General features: G+C 73.7%; 18 protein-coding genes and 1 pseudogene. 13 read left to right on the top strand and 6 right to left on the bottom strand.

The annotated features are described in order from the left end of the window. Positions 1-31: 31 nt before the first annotated feature. Positions 32-1,198 carry an alanine--tRNA ligase-related protein gene (locus tag PV721_RS09430; RefSeq protein ID WP_319722402.1) on the bottom strand — a complete coding sequence of 389 codons (1,167 nt, stop codon included), beginning with the start codon at positions 1,196-1,198 and terminating at the stop codon, positions 32-34. A gap of 300 nt (positions 1,199-1,498) precedes the next feature. After that, positions 1,499-2,680, bottom strand: coding sequence for a PP2C family protein-serine/threonine phosphatase (locus PV721_RS09425; protein WP_319722401.1), 1,182 nt, complete (start codon positions 2,678-2,680; stop codon positions 1,499-1,501). Positions 2,681-3,229: 549 nt separating this feature from the next. Between PV721_RS09425 and PV721_RS09420 the strand changes: the two genes are divergently transcribed. Further along, a complete protein-coding gene (locus PV721_RS09420) occupies positions 3,230-5,125 on the top strand; it encodes an ABC transporter ATP-binding protein (RefSeq protein ID WP_319722400.1) in 1,896 nt (631 codons plus the stop codon). Positions 5,126-5,186: 61 nt separating this feature from the next. On the opposite strand, the gene PV721_RS09415 is transcribed toward PV721_RS09420, so the two are convergent. After that, positions 5,187-6,404 carry an FAD-dependent monooxygenase gene (locus PV721_RS09415; RefSeq protein WP_319722399.1) on the bottom strand — a complete coding sequence of 406 codons (1,218 nt, stop codon included), beginning with the start codon at positions 6,402-6,404 and terminating at the stop codon, positions 5,187-5,189. Between the two features lie 179 nt (positions 6,405-6,583). Between PV721_RS09415 and PV721_RS09410 the strand changes: the two genes are divergently transcribed. From PV721_RS09410 to PV721_RS09395, 4 genes are all read left to right on the top strand, one after another. Beyond that, complete coding sequence (locus PV721_RS09410) at positions 6,584-7,549, top strand: TetR/AcrR family transcriptional regulator C-terminal domain-containing protein (protein ID WP_319722398.1); 966 nt, start codon at positions 6,584-6,586, stop codon at positions 7,547-7,549. Between the two features lie 91 nt (positions 7,550-7,640). Beyond that, positions 7,641-8,597, top strand: coding sequence for a GlxA family transcriptional regulator (locus PV721_RS09405; protein ID WP_319722397.1), 957 nt, complete (start codon positions 7,641-7,643; stop codon positions 8,595-8,597). A 125-nt stretch (positions 8,598-8,722) separates the two neighbouring features. Then, positions 8,723-9,721 carry a type I glyceraldehyde-3-phosphate dehydrogenase gene (gap, locus tag PV721_RS09400; RefSeq protein ID WP_319722396.1) on the top strand — a complete coding sequence of 333 codons (999 nt, stop codon included), beginning with the start codon at positions 8,723-8,725 and terminating at the stop codon, positions 9,719-9,721. A 173-nt stretch (positions 9,722-9,894) separates the two neighbouring features. Beyond that, entirely contained in the window at positions 9,895-10,416 is a 522-nt protein-coding gene (locus tag PV721_RS09395) for a hypothetical protein (RefSeq protein ID WP_319722395.1), read from the top strand. A gap of 73 nt (positions 10,417-10,489) precedes the next feature. Here the strand turns inward: PV721_RS09395 and PV721_RS09390 are convergent, their stop codons facing one another. After that, the gene (locus tag PV721_RS09390) at positions 10,490-12,034 is read right to left on the bottom strand and encodes a glutamate synthase subunit beta (RefSeq protein ID WP_319722394.1); all 1,545 of its coding nucleotides are present in this window, start codon (positions 12,032-12,034) and stop codon (positions 10,490-10,492) included. A gap of 203 nt (positions 12,035-12,237) precedes the next feature. Here PV721_RS09390 and PV721_RS09385 point away from each other — a divergent pair, with 203 nt between their 5' ends. Further along, positions 12,238-12,771 carry an AAA family ATPase gene (locus PV721_RS09385; RefSeq protein WP_319722418.1) on the top strand — a complete coding sequence of 178 codons (534 nt, stop codon included), beginning with the start codon at positions 12,238-12,240 and terminating at the stop codon, positions 12,769-12,771. Positions 12,772-12,881: 110 nt separating this feature from the next. Here PV721_RS09385 and PV721_RS09380 read toward each other — a convergent pair whose 3' ends face one another. Then, positions 12,882-13,262: a hypothetical protein gene (locus PV721_RS09380; RefSeq protein ID WP_319722393.1), complete on the bottom strand. Its 381-nt coding sequence runs from the start codon at positions 13,260-13,262 to the stop codon at positions 12,882-12,884. A gap of 408 nt (positions 13,263-13,670) precedes the next feature. On the opposite strand from PV721_RS09380, the gene PV721_RS09375 reads away from it, so the two are divergent. From PV721_RS09375 to PV721_RS09360, 4 genes and pseudogenes are all read left to right on the top strand, one after another. Further along, on the top strand, positions 13,671-14,072 hold the full coding sequence (locus tag PV721_RS09375) for a hypothetical protein (protein ID WP_319722392.1): 402 nt from the start codon (positions 13,671-13,673) through the stop codon (positions 14,070-14,072). Positions 14,073-14,276: 204 nt separating this feature from the next. Beyond that, positions 14,277-14,534: pseudogene (locus PV721_RS09370) on the top strand (carotenoid oxygenase family protein); the annotation flags it as partial. A gap of 732 nt (positions 14,535-15,266) precedes the next feature. Next, positions 15,267-15,596, top strand: coding sequence for a glyoxalase/bleomycin resistance/dioxygenase family protein (locus PV721_RS09365; RefSeq protein ID WP_319722391.1), 330 nt, complete (start codon positions 15,267-15,269; stop codon positions 15,594-15,596). Between the two features lie 63 nt (positions 15,597-15,659). Then, positions 15,660-15,857: a hypothetical protein gene (locus tag PV721_RS09360; RefSeq protein WP_319722390.1), complete on the top strand. Its 198-nt coding sequence runs from the start codon at positions 15,660-15,662 to the stop codon at positions 15,855-15,857. Here the strand turns inward: PV721_RS09360 and PV721_RS09355 are convergent. Then, a complete protein-coding gene (locus tag PV721_RS09355; RefSeq protein ID WP_319722389.1) occupies positions 15,847-16,608 on the bottom strand; it encodes an ABC transporter ATP-binding protein in 762 nt (253 codons plus the stop codon). The genes PV721_RS09360 and PV721_RS09355 overlap by 11 nt on opposite strands. 212 nt (positions 16,609-16,820) lie before the next feature. Here PV721_RS09355 and PV721_RS09350 point away from each other — a divergent pair, with 212 nt between their 5' ends. Genes PV721_RS09350 through PV721_RS09340 form a run of 3 tightly spaced genes read left to right on the top strand, consistent with a single transcriptional unit; the run spans position 16,821 to position 24,000 of the window. Further along, the gene (locus PV721_RS09350) at positions 16,821-20,144 is read left to right on the top strand and encodes an ABC transporter permease (RefSeq protein ID WP_319722388.1); all 3,324 of its coding nucleotides are present in this window, start codon (positions 16,821-16,823) and stop codon (positions 20,142-20,144) included. Next, complete coding sequence (locus PV721_RS09345; RefSeq protein WP_319722387.1) at positions 20,141-23,026, top strand: hypothetical protein; 2,886 nt, start codon at positions 20,141-20,143, stop codon at positions 23,024-23,026. The genes PV721_RS09350 and PV721_RS09345 overlap by 4 nt, the downstream gene beginning before the upstream one ends. Next, the gene (locus PV721_RS09340; protein WP_416371065.1) at positions 23,023-24,000 is read left to right on the top strand and encodes an ABC transporter ATP-binding protein; all 978 of its coding nucleotides are present in this window, start codon (positions 23,023-23,025) and stop codon (positions 23,998-24,000) included. The genes PV721_RS09345 and PV721_RS09340 overlap by 4 nt, the downstream gene beginning before the upstream one ends. Positions 24,001-24,068: the final 68 nt, after the last annotated feature.

Genomic DNA, 24,068 nt, shown 5'->3' with positions numbered 1-24,068 from the left:
GCACGGCCGAGCTCGTGCGCACCCCGTCGCCTCACTCTTGCCGCAGGCTCGTGACCAGCTCGCGCGGCAGGCCGTGGGTGTCGTGGAGGTAATGGAAGTCCTCCCCGCTCAGCGGGCCTTGGAACCGGGGCCTGGCGAGCACGTTCCGGCCGCGCTCCAGGAGCCGGCGGAACCGGCGTTCCTCCTCCAGCAGCGTCCGGAGCACGTCTCCCGGGCGCATCTCCAGCCGGAAGTGGTCCAGGGTGTGCTGGACCACTTCGTCCGGCAGGTCGCCGACGCTGCGCGAGGGGTCCTCCCGCCACAGCACGGTGAGCACCCGCCGCAGGAGGCGTCGCAGTACGTAGCCCTGTCCGGTGTTGGCCGGGCGCACGCCGTCGCCGAGTACGACGATGGCCGAGCGCAGGTGGTCGCAGACCAGCCGCAGCGACGGCCGGTCCAGGAGCCAGAGGCTCGGCACGAGGCGGCGCCAGGGGTCGAAGACGTCGCACTCGAACACGGACGACTTGCCCTGGAGCAGTGAGGCCAGCCGCTCCAGGCCCAGTCCGGTGTCGACGTTGCGCTGGGGAAGGGGCACGAGGGAACCGTCGTCGAGCCGGCGGTGGCTCATGGTGACGTGGTTCCACACCTCCACCCACCGGTCGTCGCGGGTGGGCGTCGATTCGGGTGGGCCGTCACCGCTCCACAGGAAGATCTCCGAGTCGGGACCGCACGGTCCGACGGGTCCGTTGGACCACCAGTTGTCCTCCACGGTGAGCTCGACGGGGACGCCGCGGTCCTGCCACAGCCTGAGTGAGGCGGTGTCCGGCCCGGTCTGGCCGTCGCCGGCGAAGACGGTGGCGTGCAGCAGCCCGGGATCGACCCCCAGACCCTCGGTGAGCAGGCCGTATCCCCAGTCGAGGCTGAGTGGGCCTTCGTAGTCGCCCAGGGACCAGGTGCCGAGCATCTCGAAGACCGTCAGGTGGGTGGCGTCGCCGACCTCCTCCAGGTCCGTGGTGCGCAGACAGCGCTGCACGTTGACCAGCCGCTTCCCCAGCGGATGGGGGCGGCCCTCCAGGTACGGGGTGAGCGGGTGCATGCCGGAGGTGGTGAAGAGCACGGGGTCGCCGGGTGGCGGGAGCAGCGTCGAGCCGACGATGCGACGGTGGTCGCGCTCTTCGAAGTACTCGACGAACGTCTTGACGAGGTGTTCCGTGTGCATGGGGTGCGTCCTTCGCGTCACAGCGGGGAAGGCACCGGAGAACGGACCGTTCGATCGTCCGGCCGGGGCTGAGGCCACGGCACTACCGACGGACCGTTGTCCGGTCGCCGGGGAGAGAGGAAGGTCAGGCGGCGGCAACCGGCGAGCTGGTCGCTCGCGCGGTCGCGGTGGTGCTGGGGCCGGTGACGTTCATGCGGCCGACCATAACGCGACTCTGACCGGCGGCGCACCCGGATTTGCGGCCAGAACGGCGATGTGGAAAGGGGCGGACCGCTCGGGCCCGAGCGGTCCGCGCCGACCCTACGCCGGGTCCTTCGGGCCGGTGGCCGGCGGCCGGCCCTCGTCTTCTCGACGGTCGACGAGGATGACCGCCACGTCGTCCGCGAGGCGACTCTCCGTGTGGCGGAGCAGGGCCTGGTGCAGGCCCTCCAGGAACGCCGGCCGCGTGTGGTCGCGCATGGTGACCATGGCCTCGGGAAGGTCGAAGAAGTTGTTGTTCCGGTCGCGGGCCTCGATGACGCCGTCGGTGCACAACAGCAGCCGGTCCCCCGGTGCGAACGCATAGCTGTCCGTCCGCCCTGGAGGTCCGCTGATGAATTCCTCGAGGCCGAGCGGCGGCAGGGGGAGGGTGGGCAGCAAGAGCCGGACCGTGCCGTTCCGCAGGAGCAGCGGCGGCGGGTGGCCGCGGTTGATCACCTCGACGTGCGGGCCGTCCGGGATCTGGGCCACGATCGCGGTGACGAAGCCCTCCAGGCCGGCGTCCTCGCCGTCGGAGGCGTGCTCGCTCACGCCCGCGACGGCGGCGTCCCGCCGCAGGGCCGCTCCGCAGTGGTTGACGACCTCCACCAGGTCGTCCTCGTAGTGGACGGACTCCCGGAACGCGCCCAGCACGACCGCGGCGGCCCGTACGGCGGGCAGCCCCTTGCCCCGGACGTCCCCGACGATCATCCGGACCCCGAAGCGGGTCTGGACCACGTCGTACAGGTCCCCGCCGATCTGCGCGCCCGCCTCGGCCGCCAGGTACATGCTGGCCGCCCGTACGGGACCCAGCCGGTCCGGTACCGGCCGCAGCAGGGCCTCCTGGGCCGCCACGGCGATCCGGCGGACCTGGTTGAGCTCGGTCTCGCGGCGTGTCCGCGCTGCGCCGCTCGTCATGACGCTCGCCACCGTGACCAGGAACAGGGCGAGGAAGTTCGTGTAGACCTGCTGGCCGCCCCAGGCATGGTTGTGGGTGGCGGTGGTCACGCTGACGCCGACGGCCACCGCCGCCGCCGCGAGGGTGCCCCGGGGCCCCATGGTCACCGCCGCGAGAGCGGGTGTCGCGACCAGCATGGGGCCGGTGTACACGACGTGCAGGGGCGTGAGCTCGATGAGGAGCACCAGCAGGGCGATCGCGAAGGGCACGCACTCCGCGATCACGAAAAGGACCTGGTGGTGGCCGCCGGCTCCCGGTCCCGGGGGCGAGCGCAAGGGCGCTCTCATGAGTACAGCCTGCCTTGCCCGGACGCATGGCCGCCACTCCGGTCCGCCGAGGGCTGCCGTCACGTAGCCGTCTCGTGGGCGGCCCTGGTCCCGTAGGCGACCGGCTGGGCCGCCGGCTCCTGCGCCGCGTAGTCCTCGTTCGTCAGGGTGTCTGTGCTGTCTCCTTGGATGCGGAGGGTGACTGACGGATCACGGATGCGCGCGGACCGGCGCTCACGAGTCGAACCCGCGGGAGCCGTGGAGCCGCCGGAGGCCGCAAGCGATTTCCGTTGACCCCACCCCCGCACCGGCCGGTTCCAGCCAACCTGCCCTGCCCCGCGCTCCGGGAGCCCGGCGGCAGCCGGACACGATCAGCGGCCACGCCAAGGGCGCCGCCGCCGCGAGGTCGGCCAGATCCCGCTGCTCCGGCCGCCGGCCTGCGCTGTACTCACTCCCCCAGTTGCAGCGACCCCGCGACAGCCCTTCCGCCCACCGCGGACCCGGGCTTCCTCACCATGCGCGGGTGCGCCCGACCGGCCTCCACAGCAACCCGGTTGAAGGAGAAGCAGCATGTCCGACCAGCAGGCCGAGAAAGTGAAGTCCGCCGCCCCGCCCGTTCCACCCGCCCCTCCGGAGTTCAAGTACACCTGGGGCCAGCACAACGAGACCATGGAGGCGCTGTCGCTCGGCCAGATGGCCCGGCGCGTCCCGTCCGCCCTCCAGCAGACCGCGCGGCTCGCCCTCGCCGTCAACCGCGCCGCCTTCCACGTACTGGTCGCCGCCCAGGTCCTCGGCGGGATCTGCACGGCGGCGGCGCTCACCGCGATCTCCCAGGCCATGGTCCCGCTCCTCGCCGGAGACGGTGTCCAGGAACGGATCTCGGCCGCCGCCTGGCCCTTGGTCGTCGCCGCCGCGATGACCGCGCTCGGCGCCCTGGCCTCCATCGCCTCCGGCAGCGCCGCCCGCCGCCTCAACCCCGGCATGGCCACCCTCGCCGACCTCGCGATGGTCGACGCCCACATGGACGTGGAACTCGCCGCCTACGACGCCCCCGACTTCACCGAACGCTCGGAGGCCGCCGAGACCGGCTCCGCCCGCTCCGCCATGCTCCTCCAGGACGCCCTCGGCTTCACCGGCGGGATGATCGACATGATCGCGGTCGCGTCCGTCCTCGCCGTGGTCCACCCCGTGCTCCTTCCGCTGCTCCTGCTGTCGGTGGTCCCCCGCGGCCTCGGTTCCGTGTACGCCGCCCGCCTCGACTACCGCCTCCACAACCAGACGGTCGCCTCCCGCAACATCAAGCACATGATGCGCTGGCACCTGACCACCCCGAAGCTCGCCGACGAGCTGCGCGGCAACAGCATGCGGCCCTACGCCCACCACTGGTACGCGGCCGTCTGCGAGCGCATCGACTCCAAGATGGTCAGCTCCGCGCCCCGTTACCTCGTGGTCTACCTGATCGCCGCCACCGCCTCGGGGGTCTTCGTCGTGGCGACGTACGGGGCGCTCGCCGGGCTCGTTCTCGGCGGGTACATGGCACTCGCGGCCGCCGGCACGGCGATCGTCGCCATGCGCACCTCCACCGCCGCCCTGTCCCAGCTGGTCGTCTACGGGGCGGCCATGTTCCAGCACGCGCTCTACCTCGGCGACTACACCACCTTCGTCAGGGAGGCCGCCGAGAAGTCCGGCCCGCGCGGCCCGCAGGTGATGGAGAGCGCCCCGGAGAAGATCCGGCTGGAGGAGGCCTCCTACACCTACCCCGGCAAGGACACCCCCGCCCTCGGCCCGGTCTCGCTGACCCTGGCCCGGGGTGAGGTCGTCGCCGTCATCGGCGAGAACGGCGCCGGGAAGTCCACCCTCATCCGCCTCCTGACCTCACTGACGGCCCCGACGTCCGGCACCGTCTCCTGGGACGGCGTCCCCACCTCCGACGCGGACCAGCGCTCCGCCTGGACGCACGTCGGCCTCGTCACCCAGTCGTACGGGTACTGGCCGTTCTCCGCGCGGGAGAACATCACCCTGGGCCAGCCGGACCCCCGCGGCGAGGAGGCCGTGTGGGAAGCACTGGACGCCGTCGGCATGCGGACGACCGTGGAGGAGTTCCCCGACGGCCTGGACACGCTGCTGGCCCGCTCGGTCTGGGGCGGCCACGAGCCCTCCGGCGGCCAGTGGCAGCGGCTGGCGTGCGGCCGTGCCTTCCACCGCAGGCCCGGCCTGCTGGTCATGGACGAACCGACGAGCGCGATGGATCCCCGCGGGGAGCACATGGTCTTCTCCGGCCTGCGGGACATGAAGGAGGACCGGATCACTGTGATCGTCACTCACCGGATGGAGAACTGCCGCCTCGCCGACCGCATCGTCGTCCTCGACGGCGGCCGGATCGTGGAACAAGGCCCGTTCGAGCAGCTCGTCGCCCTGAACGACGGCCGGTTCCGCGAACTGTACGAGCTCTCCCTGGACCGCTGACGGCCTGAGGCGTTGCGGAGCCCACCGGCGGAGGTGTGCTCCGCAGCGCCGTGCCGCCCGATCACTGCTCCGCCCCGGCGCTCGCGGGACCGTACTCCGGCAGTGCGACGTCCCCGGCCTTGGCGAACTGCGCGGCGAACAGGTTCCGCACGGGCCAGCGGGTCATCGACCGCATCGACAGGTCGCGCAGCCGGATCCCGAGCCGGCTCGACGGCGCGAATCCGGCGGCGCCGCCGGGCGGCAGCTGCTGGGCCTGGCTCACGTAGGGGCGCATCACCGTGTCGTAGCGGCGCAGGGCGAGGGCGTGGTCGCCGCCGGCGGCGGCGAGTTCGCCGGCGAGGACGTAGGCGCCGACCAGGGCGAGGCTGGTCCCGAGGCCGGTGAGCGGGGTCGCGCAGTATCCGGCGTCGCCGAGGAGCGCCACGCGGCCGCGCGACCAGCTGTCGAGGTGGACCTGGCCCATGGAGTCGAAGAAGAAGTCCGAGGCGGTGCGCATCGCCCGCAGCAGGCGTGGGGCCTCCCAGCCGACGTGGGCGAAGCGCCGGGCCACGAGCTCCTGTTGGGCGGCGACGTCGCGGCGGTCGTGGGCGAGCGGTGGCGAGCGGAAGCTGAAGCCGGCCTTGATCTCGCCGGGGAGGCGGCCGGGCCGGGCGGAGACGACCAGGCCGCCGGGAGCGTTGTGCATCACGAACCAGCCGTCGAGGTCGAGGTCGTCGAAGGCGGTGAACCAGGTCGTGTAGAGGTCGATCGGGTGGACGAAGTCCCGCTCCGGCCCGAAGGCCAGCCCGCGCACCACGGAGTGCGGCCCGTCCGCCCCGACGACGAGCGCGAAACGGCGCGGCGCGGCCCTTTCGAAGGTGACGGTGACGGCGTCCGCGTCCTGATCGATCCCGGTGACGGTGTCGTCGAAGAGGTACTCGGTGTCCGGCAGGGTCGCCTCGTACAGCAGCCGGGCGAGATCGCCGCGCAGGATCTCGATCTCGGAGACGATCCCCTCGCCGCCGAAACTGTCGGCGGGCAGTCGGGCGGTGGTCCGGCCGGCGGTGTCGACGAGGGCGAAGCCGCGCTGGTCCACGCTCTCCGCCCTGGCCCGGTCCATCAGGCCCATCCGTTCGATCACGGTGCGGCCGGCGCCGCGTAGATCCACGGTCTGGCCGCCCGGCCGGGGTGCCGGCGCTCGCTCCACGATCGTGACCGCGAAGCCTCCCCTGCGTAGCCAGTACGCCAGCGCGGGTCCTGCGATGCCTGCACCGCAGATGAGTATCTCGTTGTTCGGCATGTTGCGAATGTACGCCGTACGCAGAGTAGTGCGCAAGCATGAAATAGCCTGTACACATGAGGCGTTGCCCTGCGTTGCACTAGTGCGGTGCGGCAGGGAAGAGGCCGGTCCGCGGGCTTCGCCCGGCGTCGGCGGCTAGGATGGCGCCCGTTCAGGTGCACTAGTGCGGAGGAGTGTCGGTGGGCGGACAGGCGGTACCGCGCTACAGCCAGATCGTGGCCGAACTACGGCGGCGGATCGAGACGGGCGAGCTGGCACCGGGCGACCGCGTGCCCTCGACCCGCGAAATCACCCGGCAGTGGGGCGTCGCCATGGCGACCGCGACCAAGGTGCTCTCCGAACTGCGCCGCGAGGGCACGGTCCGCGCCGTACCGGGCGTCGGGACGGTCGTGGCCGCCCCGAGCCGCCCGGCGTCGCGGGCCGCCCGGCCCGCGGCCGTCGCACGCCCCGGCGAGCCGTCCGACGCGCCCTCGGTCCAGGCGGCGCTCACGCTCGGACGGATCGTCGCCGCAGCCGTCACCGTCGCCGACACGGAGGGGCTGGCCGCGGTCTCGATGCGCCGGGTGTCCGCCGAGCTCGAAGTGGCGACCATGTCCCTGTACCGGCACGTGGCCGACAAGGACGACCTGCTGACGCGGATGATGGACGGGGTCATGGCGGAGCACCCGCTGCCCGCCGACCCTCCGGAGGGCTGGCGGGAGGCGGTCGAACTGGCGGCCCGGCAGCTCTGGAACGTGTTCCGCCGCCACCCGTGGCTCGCACCGGCCCTGTCGGTGACCCGCCCCCAGATGATCGTCTCGGCGCTGCCGTACAGCGAGTGGACCCTCGCCACTCTCCACGCGCACGGCCTCGACCTGCAGTCCGCGTTCACCGCGCACCTCATGCTCTTCAACTACGCCCGTGGCATCGCCGTCAACCTGGAGACGGAGCGGGAGGCCGAGGCGCACAGCGGCCTCGACAGCGAGGAGTGGATGGACACCCAGGAGCCCGCGCTCCTGGCGATCCTCGGCACCGGCCGCTTCCCGGCGCTCTCCCGCCTGGCCACGGCCGGCTACGACTTCGACCTCGACGCGCTCTTCGAATTCGGCCTCCAGCGCCTCCTCGACGGCCTCGCCCCACTCCTCGACGAAAGCTCCGCCGGCTGACCGGAGCGCGCGAAGGAACCCCCGACCACCGACGAGGCGGCGTCCGACGCACCGCTCCCCGAGACGCGGCCCCCCGCGTACCCTCGACCCCGTGCCAGCCTCCCGCCTCCACCGCGTCGCCGTCCTCGTCCTCGAAGGCGCGAAGCCGCTCGACGTCGGCATCCCCGCACAGGTCTTCACGACTCGGGCGAGCATGCCGTACGAGGTACGGGTGTGCGGTGCGGCGCCCGGTCTCGTGGCCGGCGGCGACGGCCTGTCGTACCACGTGACCCACGGGCTGGAGGCCCTCGCGTGGGCCGACATCGTGTTCGTCCCCGGCTACCGCTTCCCGGACCGCGAGGACCCGCCCCGAGCGGTCATCGACGCACTGATCGCCGCCCACGACCGGGGCGCGCGGCTCGCCGCCATCTCGACGGGCGCGTTCGCACTCGCCGCCACCGGCCTGCTCGACGGCAAGCGCGCCACGACGCACTGGCACTACGCGCGGGCGCTCGCGGAGCGGCATCCGCTCGTCCGGCTCGACGAGAACGTCCTGTTCGTCGACGAGGGCAGCGTCCTCACGTCGGCCGGCGCCGCCTCCGGCATCGACCTGTGCCTGCACATCCTGCGGGGTGACATCGGCGTGTCGGCCTCCAACCACGCGGCCCGGCGCCTGGTCGCGGCCCCCTACCGCAGCGGCGGCCAGGCGCAGTACGTGCCGCGCAGCGTGCCCGAGCCACTCGGCGAGCGGTTCGCCGCCACACGCGAGTGGGCGCTGCACCGGCTCGGCGAACCTCTCACCCTGGAGGCACTCGCCCGGCACGCCGGGGTCTCGCCGCGCACGTTCTCGCGACGGTTCGCCGAGGACACCGGATACACGCCGATGCAGTGGATCATGCGTGCCCGCATCGACGTGGCCCGCGAGCTGCTCGAACGCTCGCAGCGCGGCATCGAGCAGATCGCCGCCGACGTGGGTCTCGGCACCGGCGCGAACCTTCGCTCGCACTTCCAGCGCATCCTCGGCACCACCCCGACCGAGTACCGGCGCACCTTCACCCAGGGCGAATAGCCCGCCACCGACCCGCCGACCCGCCGTGCAGCCGTGGCGGGATCCTTTTGAACCATGGCGATCACGCCGCTGTCGCGGGCGGGCGCCGGGCGCGAACCTGATGGCGAACGAAAGGGACATCGCTCATGACTCGCATTGCCATCAACGGATTCGGCCGCATCGGGCGCAACGTGCTGCGTGCGCTCCTCGAACGCGACAGCGACCTGGAGGTCGTCGCCGTCAACGACCTCACGGAGCCCGCCACCCTCGCGCGACTGCTCGCGTACGACACCACCTCCGGCCGGCTCGGCCGCCCGGTGAGCGTCGACGGGGACGTCCTCGTCGTCGACGGCCACCGCATCAAGGTGCTCGCCGAACGGGAGCCGGCGCAGCTGCCGTGGGCCGATCTCGGTGTCGACATCGTGCTGGAGGCCACCGGCCGCTTCACCTCCGCCGAGGCCGCCCGCGCCCACGTCAAGGCGGGCGCGCGCAAGGTGCTCGTGAGCGCGCCGTCCGACGGCGCCGACGTCACGCTCGCGTTCGGGGTCAACTCCGACGCCTACGACCCGGCCCTGCACACCATCGTCTCGAACGCTTCGTGCACGACCAACGCGCTCGCGCCGCTGGCCGCGGTCCTCGACGACCTCGCCGGCATCGAGCACGGCTTCATGACGACGGTGCACGCCTACACGCAGGAGCAGAACCTGCAGGACGGCCCGCACCGCGACGCCCGTCGCGCCCGCGCCGCCGCGGTCAACATCGTGCCGACCACGACGGGCGCGGCCAAGGCGATCGGGCTCGTGCTGCCGAACCTTGAGGGCAAGCTGTCGGGCGACTCGATCCGCGTACCGGTCCCGGTGGGCTCGATCGTCGAGCTCAACACGACCGTGGCCCGCGACGTGACGCGCGACGAGATCCTGGCGGCGTACCGCGCCGCCGCCGAGGGTCCGCTGGCCGGCGTGCTCGAGTACTCGGACGACCCGCTGGTGTCCTCCGACATCACGGGCAACCCGGCCTCGTCGATCTTCGACTCGGAGCTGACCCGCGTCGACGGCCGCCACGTCAAGGTGGTCGCCTGGTACGACAACGAGTGGGGCTTCTCGAACCGCGTGATCGACACCCTCACCCTCCTCGCCACCCGCTGAGCCGACAGCACACCGGTGGAGCTCCGGTCGGCCGCACGGGCCGACCGGAGGGGCGCCCGGGGTTAGCGGGGGTTCTGGCGTACGTCAAGCCACGGGATCCAGGGACGTGACCGTGCGGGGTGGACGGGGCCTACTGGAGGTTCCCCGCACCAACCTCGGCCCCAGGAGCTTCCATGACCCACCTCTTCCGCACCCCGCGCTTCCTCATGCTCGCCGCCTCGACCGCCGTGGCCGTGGGAGGCGTACTCACCCCGACCGGTGCGTTCGCCGTCACCCCGGCAGCCCCGCTCGCGGCCGTGGCCCACGACCGTGTCATGGCCCCCGACGATCAAGGCGACACCGACGGCAAGGGCAACCACCGGCTCATCGGCCGCGCCCAGGAGTCCTTGTTCGGCTCCGACCAAGGCAAGGACGACTCCCCCGATAAGTTCCACACCATCGGCCGGGGCGGCCCCCTCCTCGGTAGCGGGAAGGACCGGGGCGACGCCGACACCGGGACGGGCATCCTCATCGATCCGCCGAGGCGCCATACCTGGGCCTGTATCGCCGCGCCGTGCGACGACCCCATGGCCAAGCCCGACCCCGGCGGCCTGCCCGTCCCCGACGGAATCCCCGTCCCGCACGTGCCCGTTCCACACGTGCCCGTTCCGGACGGCGTGGTCACCATCGGCGATTTGACCGCCCCCAAGAGGTGACGCCGGTACGACGGTTCGCCGCGGCGCGGGGCCGCCACCCCACCGGTGGCGGCCCCGCGCCGCGTACGAGCGTCTAGAACTCCCCGTAGCGCATGCGCCCCAAGGCCGTCATCGGCCGGTCATGAGCGGCGACCGGAGCCGGGAGGCAGGTGGAGCCGGTCAGGTAGCGGTCCACGGCCGCGGCCACCGCCCGGCCCTCGGCGATGGCCCACACCACCAGCGACTGGCCGCGGCCCGCATCGCCCGCGACGAAGACTCCCGGCGCCCGCCCGCCGCCCGCCGCGAAGCCGGCGTCCCGCGCGAAGTTGCCGCGCCCGTCGAGCTCCAGCCCCAGTTGCTCGCGCAGGCCGCCGGCCCGCTCGGGGCCCGAGAAGCCGAGGGCCAGCAGCACCAGGCCGGTCGGTATGACGTGCTCGGTGCCGGCCAGGGGGCTGCGGCCCACCGGCTCGACGGCGGTCAGGTGCAGTGCCTGTACCCGGCCCGAAGCGTCCCCCTCGAAGCGCAGCGTGGCGCTGGAGAACAGCCGGGGGTCTCGGCCCGCTTGCCCGCGGGCCTCCTCGTGGGCGTGGGAGATCCGGTACGTCTTCGGGTAGACCGGCCAGGGCTCGCCGTCGGTCCGGCCCGCGCCGGGCTCGGGGTTGATGTCGAGCTGGACCACGGAGATCGCGCCCTGCCGCAGGGCCGTCCCCAGGCAGTCGGAGCCGGTGTCACCACCCCCCACGATGACCACGTGTCTTCCCTCGGCGGTGACGGGCGATACCGCGTAGTCCCCTTCCCGCACCCGGTTGGCGCAGGTCAGGTACTCCATGGCCTGGTGGATGCCGTGCAGCCCGCGGCCGGGGACCGGTAGTTCCCGGCGCTCGCCGGCGCCGATCGCGACGACGACCGCGTCGCACCGGCTGCGCAATTCGGCCGCGTTGGTGCCGGCCGCCCCGCCAGTGCCCGCTGCGGCGCCGGCCGCACCGCCGACGTCCGTGCCCGTGACGAACTCCGTGCCCTCGGCCCGCATCTGCTCGATCCGGCGCTCCAGGTGGGCCTTCTCCATCTTGAACTCGGGGATGCCGTAGCGCAGCAGTCCGCCTATCCGGTCGGCCCGCTCGTGGACCGTGACCGAGTGCCCGGCCCTCGTCAGCTGCTGTGCTGCGGCCAGTCCGGCCGGACCGGAGCCGATGACGGCCACCGCCTTGCCACTGCGCTTCTCCGGCGGCCTCGGGGTCAGGTAGCCGCGCCGCAGGCCCTCGTCCGCGATGGTCTGCTCGACGTTCTTGATGGTCACCGGATCCGCGTTGATCGTGAGGACGCAGGCGTCCTCGCAGGGGGCCGGGCAGAGCCTGCCCGTGACCTCCGGGAAGTTGTTGGTCGCGTGCAGGCGCTCGTACGCCGCGCCCCAGTCCCCCTGGGCGGCGTACGCGTTCCACTCGGGTATGAGGTTTCCCAGGGGACAACCGGTGTGGCAGAACGGAATACCGCAGTCCATGCAGCGGTCGGCCTGCCGGGAGACGAGCGGCAGCATCGCCTGGCCCGCGTACACCTCGCGCCAGTCGCCCAGCCTCTCCTCTACGGGACGGGCCGGGACGGCCTCGCGGGGGATCCGGAGGAAGCCGAACGGATCGGTCACATGCCGCCTCCCTGGATCGTTCGCGGTGGGGTGCACGGAGCGGCGCACCATGCTCCTCGTACGCGCGTTCTGTGGCGTTCCGACCAGGTTACGCCGCCTTCGCTACGATGTGACCAGGGGAGGAGGATCCGGTGACGGCGTGGGCGCGGAAGGTGACGACCGGCCGGTGAGCGGGGGCGCGGGCGGGTAGCGTTGCGCAGATGATGGTGGGCACCCCGGACACCCGGCTCGTCGTAGTGCGCGGGAACAGCGCCTCGGGCAAGTCGTCGGTCGCGGCCGGCATCCGCCAGCGGTTCGGCCGGGGCCTGGCCCTGGTCGGCCAGGACACCATGCGCCGCGTCGTCCTGCGGGAGCGTGACCGGCCGGACGGGGCGAACATCGGCCTGATCGACACGGTCGCGCGGTACGCCCTCGGCGCCGGCTACCACGTCGTCGTCGAGGGCATCCTCTACGCCGACCACTACGGGGACATGCTCGCGCGGCTGCGCTCAGACCACTGCGGCCCGACGCACGGCTACTACCTGGACGTGCCCTTCGAGGTGACGCTCGCCCGGCACGCGACGAAGCCGATCGCCGACGTGGTCTCCGAGGCGGACCTCGGCTCCTGGTACCGGCCGCTCGACCTGCTGCCCGGCGGCGTGGAGACGGTCATCGGCGCCGCGAGCTCCCTCGACGACACCGTCGGGCGCATCCTGCGGGACACCGGCCTGGCCGGCCTGCCCGCCCGGGAGCACTGACGGCGCTGCTCGAACCGCCGGTGCGAGAGGACCCGATCCATCGTGGTGACCGTGAACGACTCCCAGGTCGACTCCGCCACGCAGGAGTGGAAGACGCTCAGCACGAAAGGTCACCGGGCGCGGATCAGCAGGTCGACCTCCTTCTCTTGATCTCCCGCCACGGTCCCCCGGTCCTCAACCGCGAAAGCGTCCGAGAGGGCGGCGACGACCCTGTCCACCGCGCGCGGGCCGCCCTGCAGACCCACGTCGACGGTTCCGTCCAGGCCCATGGGCTCCGTCGTCCCGGGCAGGTCCGCCGCGACCACGGTCGTGCACCAAACGGTGGTCTTGCCGTGCGGCCCCGGTTCGAGCGCCACGCCTTCGGCCGAGGGCTCCGGAAAGGCCCGCTCGAGAACGTCCAGGAGGACCCTGGCCGCTTCTTCCGAGCAACGAGTGGCTGTGACCACCACTTCCGCCGATGACTGCCGTACTGCGCCGGCGTCGCTGGTCATCGCTTCCCGCCTTCCTCGTCCGCCCGGGCGCATGCGCCCTCCGGGCGACGGCGATCAGTGGCCGTGGGCATGTTTCGGCTGCTGGTTCATCGCGGCCCCTCGGGGCATCACGCATCTCCTTCTTGCGGGGACGGTTCACCGCCATGCTGCGAGGCCACGCGGATTCCCGCACCTCGGATCCGCCACATGGCACCGTCGGCACGACCACCCGGAGCGCCGCCCCGGGTGTGCCGCGCGGCCCCGGCAACGCCCGTCACCAGCCGCAAGCCCGACTACCTCGACGCCTCCTGCACCACCCTCGTGAAAGAATTCGCCCTCACCGCACCCGGATAATGGCACCGACCCGGACGGCCACCGTGCGCGTGCGCGGCCGAGGCCTGACGGACTGAGCGGGGAGACGAAGGATCGATGATGCTCGAAGCAGGCCAGCGGGTGAAGTTGGCAGCAGACCTGAGGCTGGCCGGGCCGGTCGTGTTGGCCGAGGACTCCCCGGCGGCGGCCACGGATGCCGTCGCCGGGTCGCTGTCACTGGCCTCGGGCACCGGGGGCACCGTCGAGCGGGTGAACGAACCCCAGCAGCAGGAACCGGGCCCGGACGTCCGCGAGTACGTACGGCTCAAGTCGCTCCTCGACGACTTCGGCCACCAGATGCCCTCGGGGACCAGGAAGCAGCTCGAAGAGCAGGTCGGCTCCCTGGAACCCGAGTGGATCGCCCACCAGGAGCAGCGGCTCCACGTGACGGTCCGCGTACGCCTCGACAACGGTTTCGTCCTCGACGACGCACACGCAGAGGTCTTCACGTCCGACTGATCTCCTGGGTCGCGGTCAGTACCCGGGGCGCCCCGTGCGGGGCACGGTCCGCGGCGCACGCCCTCGTTCCGGTCGGCCTGGGAGGCCGCGTGCTCCGGCACGCTCACGCGTACGGCGTTTCACTGGAGAGTGCCGCACCCGCGCGCCCGTAGCGGAATTGCTCCGTCCACCGCGGACCCCGCCGGACGCGCGCCGGGAGGTCCCGTGAACACGCACACGCAACCCCGTTTCGACCCCACCCGGGTCCCCCACCTGCTGGGATCGTTCGCGCCGGTGACGGAAGAGGTCGATGTCGCCGATCTGGAGGTGACGGGCGAGCTGCCGGCCTCCTTGGACGGCCTGTACCTGCGCAACGGCCCCAATCCCCGTTTCACGCCGATCGGCTCGTACCTGTACCCCATCGACGGCGACGGCATGCTGCACGGGGTCTGGCTTTCCGGGGGCCGCGCCCGCTATCGCAACTCACCTGCGCAGCAGGGCGCAGACGAAGTCCTCCTGGACGTCCCGGACCTGTGCGAGGAGGTCGGGGTCGGCGTCGAGGGACGTCTGCGTGCTGATCGAGAAGGTCAGGGAGCGGCGGCCGTCCGCCGTGGCCGCCACCAGCTGTGTGTACCCGGCCGTGTTGCCGGTGTGGCCGAAGACCGCTCCGCAGCGCGTGGTGTAGCGGTAGATGGCCAGGCCCGCCGCGGTGCGGCCGGGCCCGGGAGGCTGGGAGAGGGCGCCGGGGATGAACGTGAACTGCTGCCGGCGGGTGCGCTCCGAGACGAGCGTGCCGCCCGCGTAGCCCCGGATGAACGCGGTCAGGTCCTTCGGGTGGCGGTGACGGATGCGGCCGCCGCGTGAGCCGGGGCGGCCGGCAGGGCCAGTGCGGCCAGGACGGCGGCGGGCAGCGCGGCCGCACGGACGGAATGGGCGAAGGACACCGGGTTCCCCTCGGTCGGGTGAAGGACAGGAGGAGGGTGGAGAGGCCCGGCGAGCACGGCGTGAACGGCAGTTGAACCGGCCACGGCCTCGGCGCCGGGCGGGAGCCGCAGGGGCGAAAACTCCGGCGCCGCCGTCCAGGACCGGCAACTATGCTGGCGAGGCCCGGACATCGGCCCATCGCAGCGCCCTCCGGACCCGCAACGTGCCCCATCTGTGCGGCTCTTGCCCCGTGCGGCCCGCACCCGCCTCCCCTCGGCCCGCAGGAGCCCCATGAGCGACCCGATCGGCATCCGCGCGACCCTCCTGGTCCTGTACTCGCCCCGGCTCGAAGAGTGCCGGCGCTTCTACGAAGACCTGGGTCTGCACTTCGCGAGCGAGCAGCACGGACAGGGCCCCCGCCACTACGCGGCCACGCTGGCGGACGGTGCGGTCTTCGAGATCTACCCCGCCCGCCCCGACCGCGAGACCGGTGCCCTTCGCCTGGGCCTCACCCTCACCGGCGCCGCCGCGACCCCACCGCTCGCGCCCGGCCGCCATCTCCTCGCGGACCCCGACGGCCGGACCGTCGACATCGACTCGATCGGGCGGCGTGACGCGTGATCTTGCTGGGCGTTGGTCCCTCGGGGCCCGTCCGGCCCTGAGGCACATCTGCCGGCTGGGTCCGTGCCACGGTGCGGCGTCTGGACCACCAACGGCTGGAGCGCCAACACCAAGGTCGAGGACGTCGCCAGGTTCAGGACCTACCGGGACCACGCCTACCCGCAACGGCGCTTCCCCGCGGGCACCCGGCTCTGCGCGGAGGGCTTCCGCGGGGGCGCCGGCGTGGGCCTGCCCTGCCTCACCCTCACCCTCACCGGTTGACCTCCTCGTCCGCGCCGGACCCGACGATGCGGCCGTCGCGCAGCTCCACGACCCGGTCGGCGAGTTCGATCAGGTTGGGGTCGTGGGTGGCGACGAGGACGGTGACCGACTCGCTGCGTACGACCGCGCGCAACAGCTCCATGATCGACCGGCCCGTCTCCGAGTCGAGCTGACCCGTGGGTTCGTCCGCGATGATCAGGTCGGGGTCGTTGGCCAGGGCGCGGGCCACCGCCACGCGCTGCTGCTGGCCGCCGGAGAGCTCGCCGGGGCGCTGCTCGGCGTGGTCAGCGAGGCCGACCAGGGCGAGCAGGGTCCGGGCGCGCTCCTCGCGCTCCTTGGCGGGTACGCGGCGCAGTCGCATCGGTACGCCGACGTTCTCGGCGGCGGTGAGGACGGGGATCAGGCCGAAGGACTGGAAGACGAACCCGATGCGGTCGCGGCGCAGGGCGAGCAGGTCCGGCTCGTCGAGGTCGGCCAGGTCGGTGCCGTCGAGGGTGATCCGGCCGCTGGTCGGGGTGTCGAGGCCGCCGACGAGGTTCAGCAGGGTGGTCTTGCCGGAGCCCGACCGGCCCCTGAGGGCGGTGAGTTCGCCCCGGCGGACCTCGAAGGACACGCCACGCAGGGCGTGGACGGCCTGCGGTCCGCTGCCGAAGCTGTGGCGCAGGTCGTCCACCACCACGATCGGCGTGCCGGCGCCCTCCCGCGCCGTCGCGACCGCCGCCGCGTCCGGTTCCACATGGTTGTTGCTCATCGCATGTACTCCCCCGTCGAGTTGTCCGCATCGTTCGCGCCACCGCGTGGAGCGCCCCGTCCCGCGGTCCGCACCCTGCCGTTGCAGCTTTCTGATCGCATTTGCGCATCCGCCGCACCTTTCACGCAAGCCCCTTCCCTCTCTGGCGCGAATCTGACAGCATCGTCCGCTATCCGGTACCGAAGGTCCGGACGGGGGAGGGAACTCAACACGTGCTCGGCTTCGTCGTGCGCCGGCTGCGCGGGCGATGGCCGCTCGCCGTCGCCGTACTGCTCACCGTACTGATCACCGCGACCGCTCTGACCGCGCTGACGGCATTCACCCGTGGCGTGGAGCAGGAGGGACTGCGGCAAGCCCTGACCGGCTCGGAACGGGCCCGGACCACCGTCGTGGTCACCAGCGGCCATCCCGCCTCTTCCCGCGCCAAGGACGACGAGTCCGTCCGCGGCTATGCGGGCGAGGTGTTCGGGCGACTTCCGGTCACCACCGAGAGCGTGGCCCGCAGCCGTTCGTACGGGCTTCCCGGCACTGCCTCGTCGGGCCGCGACGCCGACCTGACCCTGCTCGCCGCCCTCGCCCGGGAGCACGTACAGCTGCTCGCCGGCGAGTGGCCCGGGCCCGTCGCCGCCGGGGCCGGCACCCCGACGGCACCGGTGCAGGTGGCCGTGCCGCGCGCGGCGCTGGCCCGGCTCGGCCTCGCCGAGTCCGCGCTGCCCGCACCGGTCCGGCTGGACGACCGGTTCGACGGGGCTGCGCTGACCGTGCTGGTCACCGGCGTGTACCGGGCCACCGATCCGGACGCCGGGTACTGGCGGCTCGACCCGCTCGGCGGCCGGGAGATCCAGTCCAACACCCTCGCCACCTACGGTCCGCTCCTGGTGGACGACAGCGCGTTCACGACCGGCGGCCTCCTGCAGAACTACCGCCTCACGCTGCTGACTCCGGACCTGAGCACGATCCGCACCTCCGAGGCGGAGGCCGTCCGGACCGCGGCGAACCCGGCGGGGGCGGCCCTGGAGCGCGCCACTTCGCTCCGGGCCGCCACCGAACTGCCGAAGCTCCTGGCCGAGCTGGACTCCGGCCTGCTCGTCGCCCGGTCCACCCTGCTGGTGGGCGCGCTCCAGCTGACCGTCCTCTCGACGGCCGCGCTGCTCCTCGTCTCCCACATCCTGACGGTCCGCCAGGAACCGGAGCGCATCCTGCTCACCACGCGCGGCGCCTCCCGCCGGAGACTCGGCGCGCTCGGCGCGGCCGAGTCGCTGCTGCTCGCCCTGCCCGCGGCCGTCCTGGCACCGCTGCTCACACCGCCCCTGCTGCGCCTGTTCGGCCGGTTCGGACCGCTCGGGCGGGTCCACCTGGAGATCCCGGACACCTGGCTGGTCTGGCCGGTCGCGGCCGGCTGCGCCCTGGCCTGTGTCCTGCTGACCACCCTGCCGTCCGTGCTGCGCGGCGCCTCGGCCGCCGTACTGCGCCGCGCCGGCAGCAGGCAGGCCCTGGTGACGGGCGCGGCCCGCTCCGGGCTGGACCTGGCCGTGCTGGTCCTCGCCGTCCTCGGCTACCAGCAGCTGTCGCAGTACGGGGGCACGGACGCCCAGGGGCCCGACTCCCCCGCCGGCGGCGGCCTCGGCATCGACCCGGTCCTGGTCGCCGCCCCGACCCTGGCCCTGTGCGGGGGCACGCTGCTGGTCCTGCGGCTGCTGCCGTTCGCGGCGCGGGCCGGCGGACGGGTGGCGGCGCGCGGCCGGAGCCTCGGCCCGGCCCTGTTCGGCTGGCAGCTCGCCCGGCGGCCCGGCCGGGCCACGGGGCCCGTGCTGCTGCTCGTCCTCGCCGTCTCCAGCGGGATCCTGGCCCTCGGCCAGCACACCGCCTGGTCCGAGTCCCAGCGCGACCAGGCCGACTTCGCGACCGCGGGCGGGCTGCGGATCTCCGGGAGCAGCATGGCGCCGATGGGGCAGGGCGGACGCTACGGGGCTCTGCCGGGCGCGGACCGCCTGATTCCGGTGGTCCGCCGGGCGCAGCCGCTGCCCGGCGGGGGCACCGCCGACCTCATCGCGGTGGACGCCGCCAAGGTGGGCGACGGCGTACCGCTGCGCGCGGACCTGCGCGGCGGCCACGGGATGCGCGCGCTGTTCGCCCCGCTCGCCGCGGTGGGTCCGGACGCCCCGACCGGGGCCGCGGCCGCCGGAGCCGCGGGAGCCGACCCGGGGCGGGCTTCCGGTGTCGCCCTGCCCGGCTCCCCCCGCCGCATCGAGCTCGGCGTGACGGTACGGTCCGCCGGTACGAGTTGGGCGGCCGTGAGCCTGCTGCTGCGCGACCGGTTCGGGGCGACCCACGGGACGCCCTCGGTCACGCTCCCCACCAGCGGCGACGCGACCCTCACGTTCCCGCTGGACACCCTGACCGGTGCCCCGATCGGTTCGGCCGCAGCCCCGCTCACCCTGGCGGGGATACGCCTCTCGTACGCCGGGGACGAAGGCCCCGCGGGCGACGGCAGCGAACTGACCCTGCGGCGGATCGGCGTCTCCGACACCGCGGACGGCGGTGCGACGGCGGTCGCCGCACCCGGACCCGCGACCACGAGCGGCTGGCAGTCCGCGCCCCCGCAGGGACCCCGCAGCTTGCGGGCCCCGGCGCTCTCCCCGGTTCCGGCCGGTTCCACGGATCACCTGCAGGTGCGGTTCTGGGGCGGGGCCGGCACCGAGAAGGGTGTCAGCGCCGTGCTGTTCCCCGTGCCCACCGCCCCTGCCGGCGCCGCGGTCCCGGCGGTCGCCACCACCGACTACCTGCGGGCCGTAGGCGCCTCCGTGGGTGCGACCGTCCCCGTCACGCTCGACGGCGCGGCGGTCCCGATGCGGATCACCGCCGCCGTGGACTCCCTTCCGGTGGTCGGACGGTCGGGGATCGCCGCCGACCTGCGCACGCTCGGACGGTTCCTGGTGGAGTCCGCCGGACAGCAGCCGGCCCCGCCGACCGAGTGGTGGCTGCCTGCCGCCTCGACCGCCGATCCGGTCCCGGCCCGCGCGGCGGAGAAGCTGCGCGAAGGGTCCAGGACCGAGCGGGTCCAACTGCGCGAGGAAATCACCGCGCACCTGTTGGAGGATCCGCTGAGCGCCGGCCCGCAGAGCGCGCTGGCCGCCCTCGCCGCCGCGTGCGCGGTCCTGGCGGCGATCGGTTTCGCGACGTCCACCGCCGCCGAACGGCGCGTGCGCGGCCGGGAGTTCTCGGTCCTGCTCGCGCTCGGCACCCCGCGCCGGTCGCTGGCCCTGGCGTCCGCAGCCGAGGGCGGAGTGCTGATCGTCATCGGGACCGCGGTCGGGACCGGGCTGGGTGTCGCCCTCGTCCACCTGATGGCGCCCCTGGTCGTCCTGACACCCGCCGCCGGGCGGCCGTTCCCGCCCGTACGGGTGGACCTGCCGTTCTGGCAGACCCTGCTGACGGCCGCCGCCATCGCCGCCGTTCCCCTGCTGTCCGCCGCGCTCAGCGGCCCCCGGGGCCGCGACATCGCCGCCCGGCTGCGTCCCGTGGAGGAGATGTGACCACCCCGCCGCCGTCTGCCGCGCCGCCGTCGGAAGCCACCCCGCTGCCGTCCGCCGCTGCCCCGCGGCCCGCGCCCTGGGTCAGGACCAGGTTGCGGGCGGCTCCCCTGGGTACCCTGCTCGCCGCCGCGCTCGCGTTCGTCGCCGTCCTGCTGGCCGCCGCTCTGCCGCGGGCCCAGGACCGGGGCGCCGACCAGGCCCTGAGGTCCTTCCTGGAACGCAGCGGGCAGACCAACACCAGCCTGCAGGTGACCGCTCCGGCCCCGCTGTCCGGGCAGAGCGCCGAAGCCCTGGACGGGACGCTGAAGAGCCTGCTGTCCACCACCGGAGGCACCTTCCGCGTCGACCCGGACGCGGTGGTCCACGGCACGCGGACCACCAAGCGGCAGCCGCTGCTGAATCCGGAACTGTCCCGCCCGTCCGGTTTCCCGCCCGCCATGTCCCTGCTGTACGTCCAACAGGCCCCGGCCCACGTGAAGCTGGTGGAGGGGCGCTGGCCGAGCAGCACGCCCCCGCCCGCGGGCGCCCCCGAGGGCCCCGCCGCGTACGACCCGCCCCTGCAGGTCGCCCTCTCGCAACGCGCCGCCGAAACGCTCGGCGCCCGCCTCGGATCCGTCCTGAGGAGCACGCCCCTGGTCGACGGCACGCCGTCCGTGGAAGTCGTCGGTCTCTACGCGGTCCCCGACCCGACCGAGGACTTCTGGGTGGGCCTCGACTGTCTCCCGCGGGCCTGTGAGCACTACAACGGGGAGAACCTGTCCTGGCACGTCGACGCCCTGATCGGAGCCGGGGACCTCGCCCGGATGGACGTCTGGGGCGACACCGCCGAGGACTTCTGGCGGCTTCCGGTGGACGTCGGCGGCCTGCGGGCCGACCGGCTCGACGCCACGACGAAGGAGATCGCCTCGTACGTGGCCGGGCCCACCGCCGCCGCCCTCACGCGGGAGACCGCCCGCCCTCGGCTGCGGACCACCTCGTGGCTGCCCGAACTGTTCAAGCAGGCCCACGACCGCCGCCAGGCCGCGGCGCCGCTCGCCCTGATCGGACCCGCCGGGGTCGGCGGGGTCGCTTTCGTCGTCCTGTGCCTGGCCGGAGCGCTCGCCGCGGACCGCAGGGACGCCGAACTGCGGCTGCTGCTGGCCCGGGGCGGCTCGCGCGCCGGCATCGTCGGCCGGCTCCTCGGGGAGGGCGCGGTCACGGTGCTCCCGGCGGCCGCGGCCGCCACCGCGCTCGCCGTACTGCTGCTGCCCACGCCCCGGCTCGCACCCGCGCTGCTCTCGGCCGCGGTGGTCGCCCTGCTCGCCCTCCTGGCCTTCCCCGTACGGGCGGCCGTACTGCTGACCCCGCCGCGTCCGGCCGGGCGGTGGCGTCGGCCCCTAGCCGAACTGCTCGTCGTCATCGCCACGGCCGCCGCCGTACTGGAGGTCCGCCGCCGCGGGGTCGCCCCGGCCGGCAGCGACCCGGACCCGCTGCTGATCGCGGCTCCGCTGCTGCTCGCCCTGTGCGGCGGGCTGCTGCTCGCCCGGCTCCAGCCGGTGGTGACCGGGTGGCTCGCACGGGCGGCCGGCCGCAGCTCCGGGCTGGTCGGCTTCCTCGGGCTGGCGCGGGCCGCCCGAGGATCGGGGGCGGCCGGGACCAACGCCCGTGGCCGGACCGGCCCCTCCGTCCTGCCGATGGTCGCGCTTCTCCTCGCCATCACCACCGGGGGGTTCGGGGCCGCCGTCCTGGACTCGGTGGACGCGAACCGGTTGGGGGTGGCCCGGCTGGCGGTCGGCGGCGACGCGGCGATCTCCGCGTTCGGGAAGGCCTCGCTCCCGGACGGACTCGCGAAGGCCGCGGGCGAACTGCCGGGCGTACGCACCTCCGTGCCGCTGTGGATCGATCACGACTCCTCCGTCATCGGCACGACCCAGCGCTCCACCCAGATCTCCGTGATCGTCGCCGAGCCGGCCGCGTACGCGGAGCTCTCCCGCACCCTCGGCTGCGGCTCCTTCGACCCCGGCCTGCTGACCGCGGGCGGCGCGCAGTCCGCCGACTCGCCCGTGCCCGCGCTGTTCAGCGCCGGCCTGGCACGGCTGGCGGGCCCGGGCACGTACACGTTGCAGCCCGGCAACGGCGGAGAGCTGAAGGCACGGGTCGTCGGCGTGATCGACTGCACCCCGGCCCGGCCGGCCCGGGACGCCGCCACCGTCGTCCTGCCGGCGGGCCCGGCGACGGCCCTCATCGGCGCCGACCGCCCGAACCAGTGGCTGGGCCTGGGTTCCGTCGACGGCGACCGGCTGCGCGCGCTGGTCCGGGCCGCGCTACCGCCGGCGTCCTCGACGAGCCAGGCCCCGGCTCCGGCACCCGCCGCGGGTCAGGATCCGGCCGCCGGGACGCACCCCGCCGACGAGGTGTACCCCGTGCGCACCAGCGCGGAGGCCGTCGCCGAGCTCGGCGCCGATCCGCTGCAACGATCCGCACAGCGCCTCTTCTGGGCCTCCGTGGCCGGAGGGGGCGGCTTCGCGCTGCTGGCCGTACTGCTCACCCTGATGCGGACCGTCCCCGAGCGGGCGGCGCTGCTGGCCCGGCTGCGCACCATGGGGCTGCGCCGCCGCCAGGGCGTGGCCCTGATCCTCGCCGAGACCCTTCCGCAGACCCTGGGCGCGACGCTGGGCGGGGCCCTGGTGGCGGCCGCCGCGGTGGCGTTGCTGGGCCCGGCGATGGACCTGTCCACGCTGGTCGGAGCGAGCGTGCCGACCGGTGTACGGCTCACGGCGGGGCCCGTACTGACCCAGGCCCTGGGCCTGGCCGCCCTGGTCGCCGTGGCCGTGCTCGTCGAGGCGGCTACATCCGGGCGACGGCAGATCACCACCGAGTTGAGAGCGGGAGACCAGCGTTGAACACCGACCAGCCGACGTACGAGGAGCTGCGCCGCCGGGCGACGGCCGCCGCGGAGCCGCGCACCCCGGCGACGGACGCCGCGATCGCCTGCGACCGTCTGGTCCGGATCTTCAGCACGGACGGCATCGAGGTACAGGCCCTCCAGGGGCTGGAGCTGACGGTCGCCCAGGGCGACCTGGTGGCCCTCGTGGGAGCCTCGGGCAGCGGCAAGTCCACCCTCTTGAACATCCTGGCGGGCCTGGACGTCCCGACGGCGGGCAGCGCGGCGGTCGCCGGCTACGACCTGCTGGAACTGTCGGCGCGGGACCGGCTGCGCTACCGGCGCGAAGCGGTCGGCTTCGTCTTCCAGCAGACGGCCCGCAACCTGCTGCCCTTCCTGACGGCCGCGCAGAACGTCGCCCTGCCGATGCAGCTGAGGGGTGGCGGCGCCCGCGGCGTCGCGCGTCGAGGGGCCGCGGGCGCACGCCGGGCAGCCCGGGTCGCGGAGATCCTGGACGCCCTCGGGATCGGCGAACTGGCCCACCGGCGCCCGGCGGAACTCTCCGGCGGCCAGCAGCAGCGCGTGGCGATAGCCGTGGCGATGGCGAACGACCCCAGGGTCCTGCTGGCCGACGAACCCACGGGCGAACTCGACTCCGAGACGGCCGCGGCGGTCTTCGAGACGTTCCGTACGGTGAACAAGGAGCTCGGCGTCACGGTGGTCATCGTGACGCACGACCCCATGGTGGCGGGCGAGGTCCGCCGCACCGTGGCGATCCGCGACGGCCGCACCAGCAGCGAGGTCCTGCGCCGCCTGGTCACCGACGAGCACGGCGAGGAATCGATCAGCGAACGCGAGTACGTCGTCCTGGACCGCTCCGGACGCGTCCAGCTCCCCCCGAAGTTCCTGGAGGCCCTGGGCATGGAGCACCGCCTGGCGGTCGACCTGGCCCCGGACCACATCGAACTGCGCCCGGACCGGAGCCACGGCTGATCGGTCGTACGGCCCGGCACCCGAAGGTGCCGGCGCCGTAGGACCGTTCACGTGCCGCTCGGTGTGGC

This window comes from Streptomyces sp. MB09-01, assembly GCF_033794505.1.
In the GTDB taxonomy this organism is placed as follows: domain Bacteria; phylum Actinomycetota; class Actinomycetes; order Streptomycetales; family Streptomycetaceae; genus Streptomyces.
Note: the sequence above shows the minus strand (reverse complement) of the source record. Positions and strands in the feature narration are given on the sequence as shown.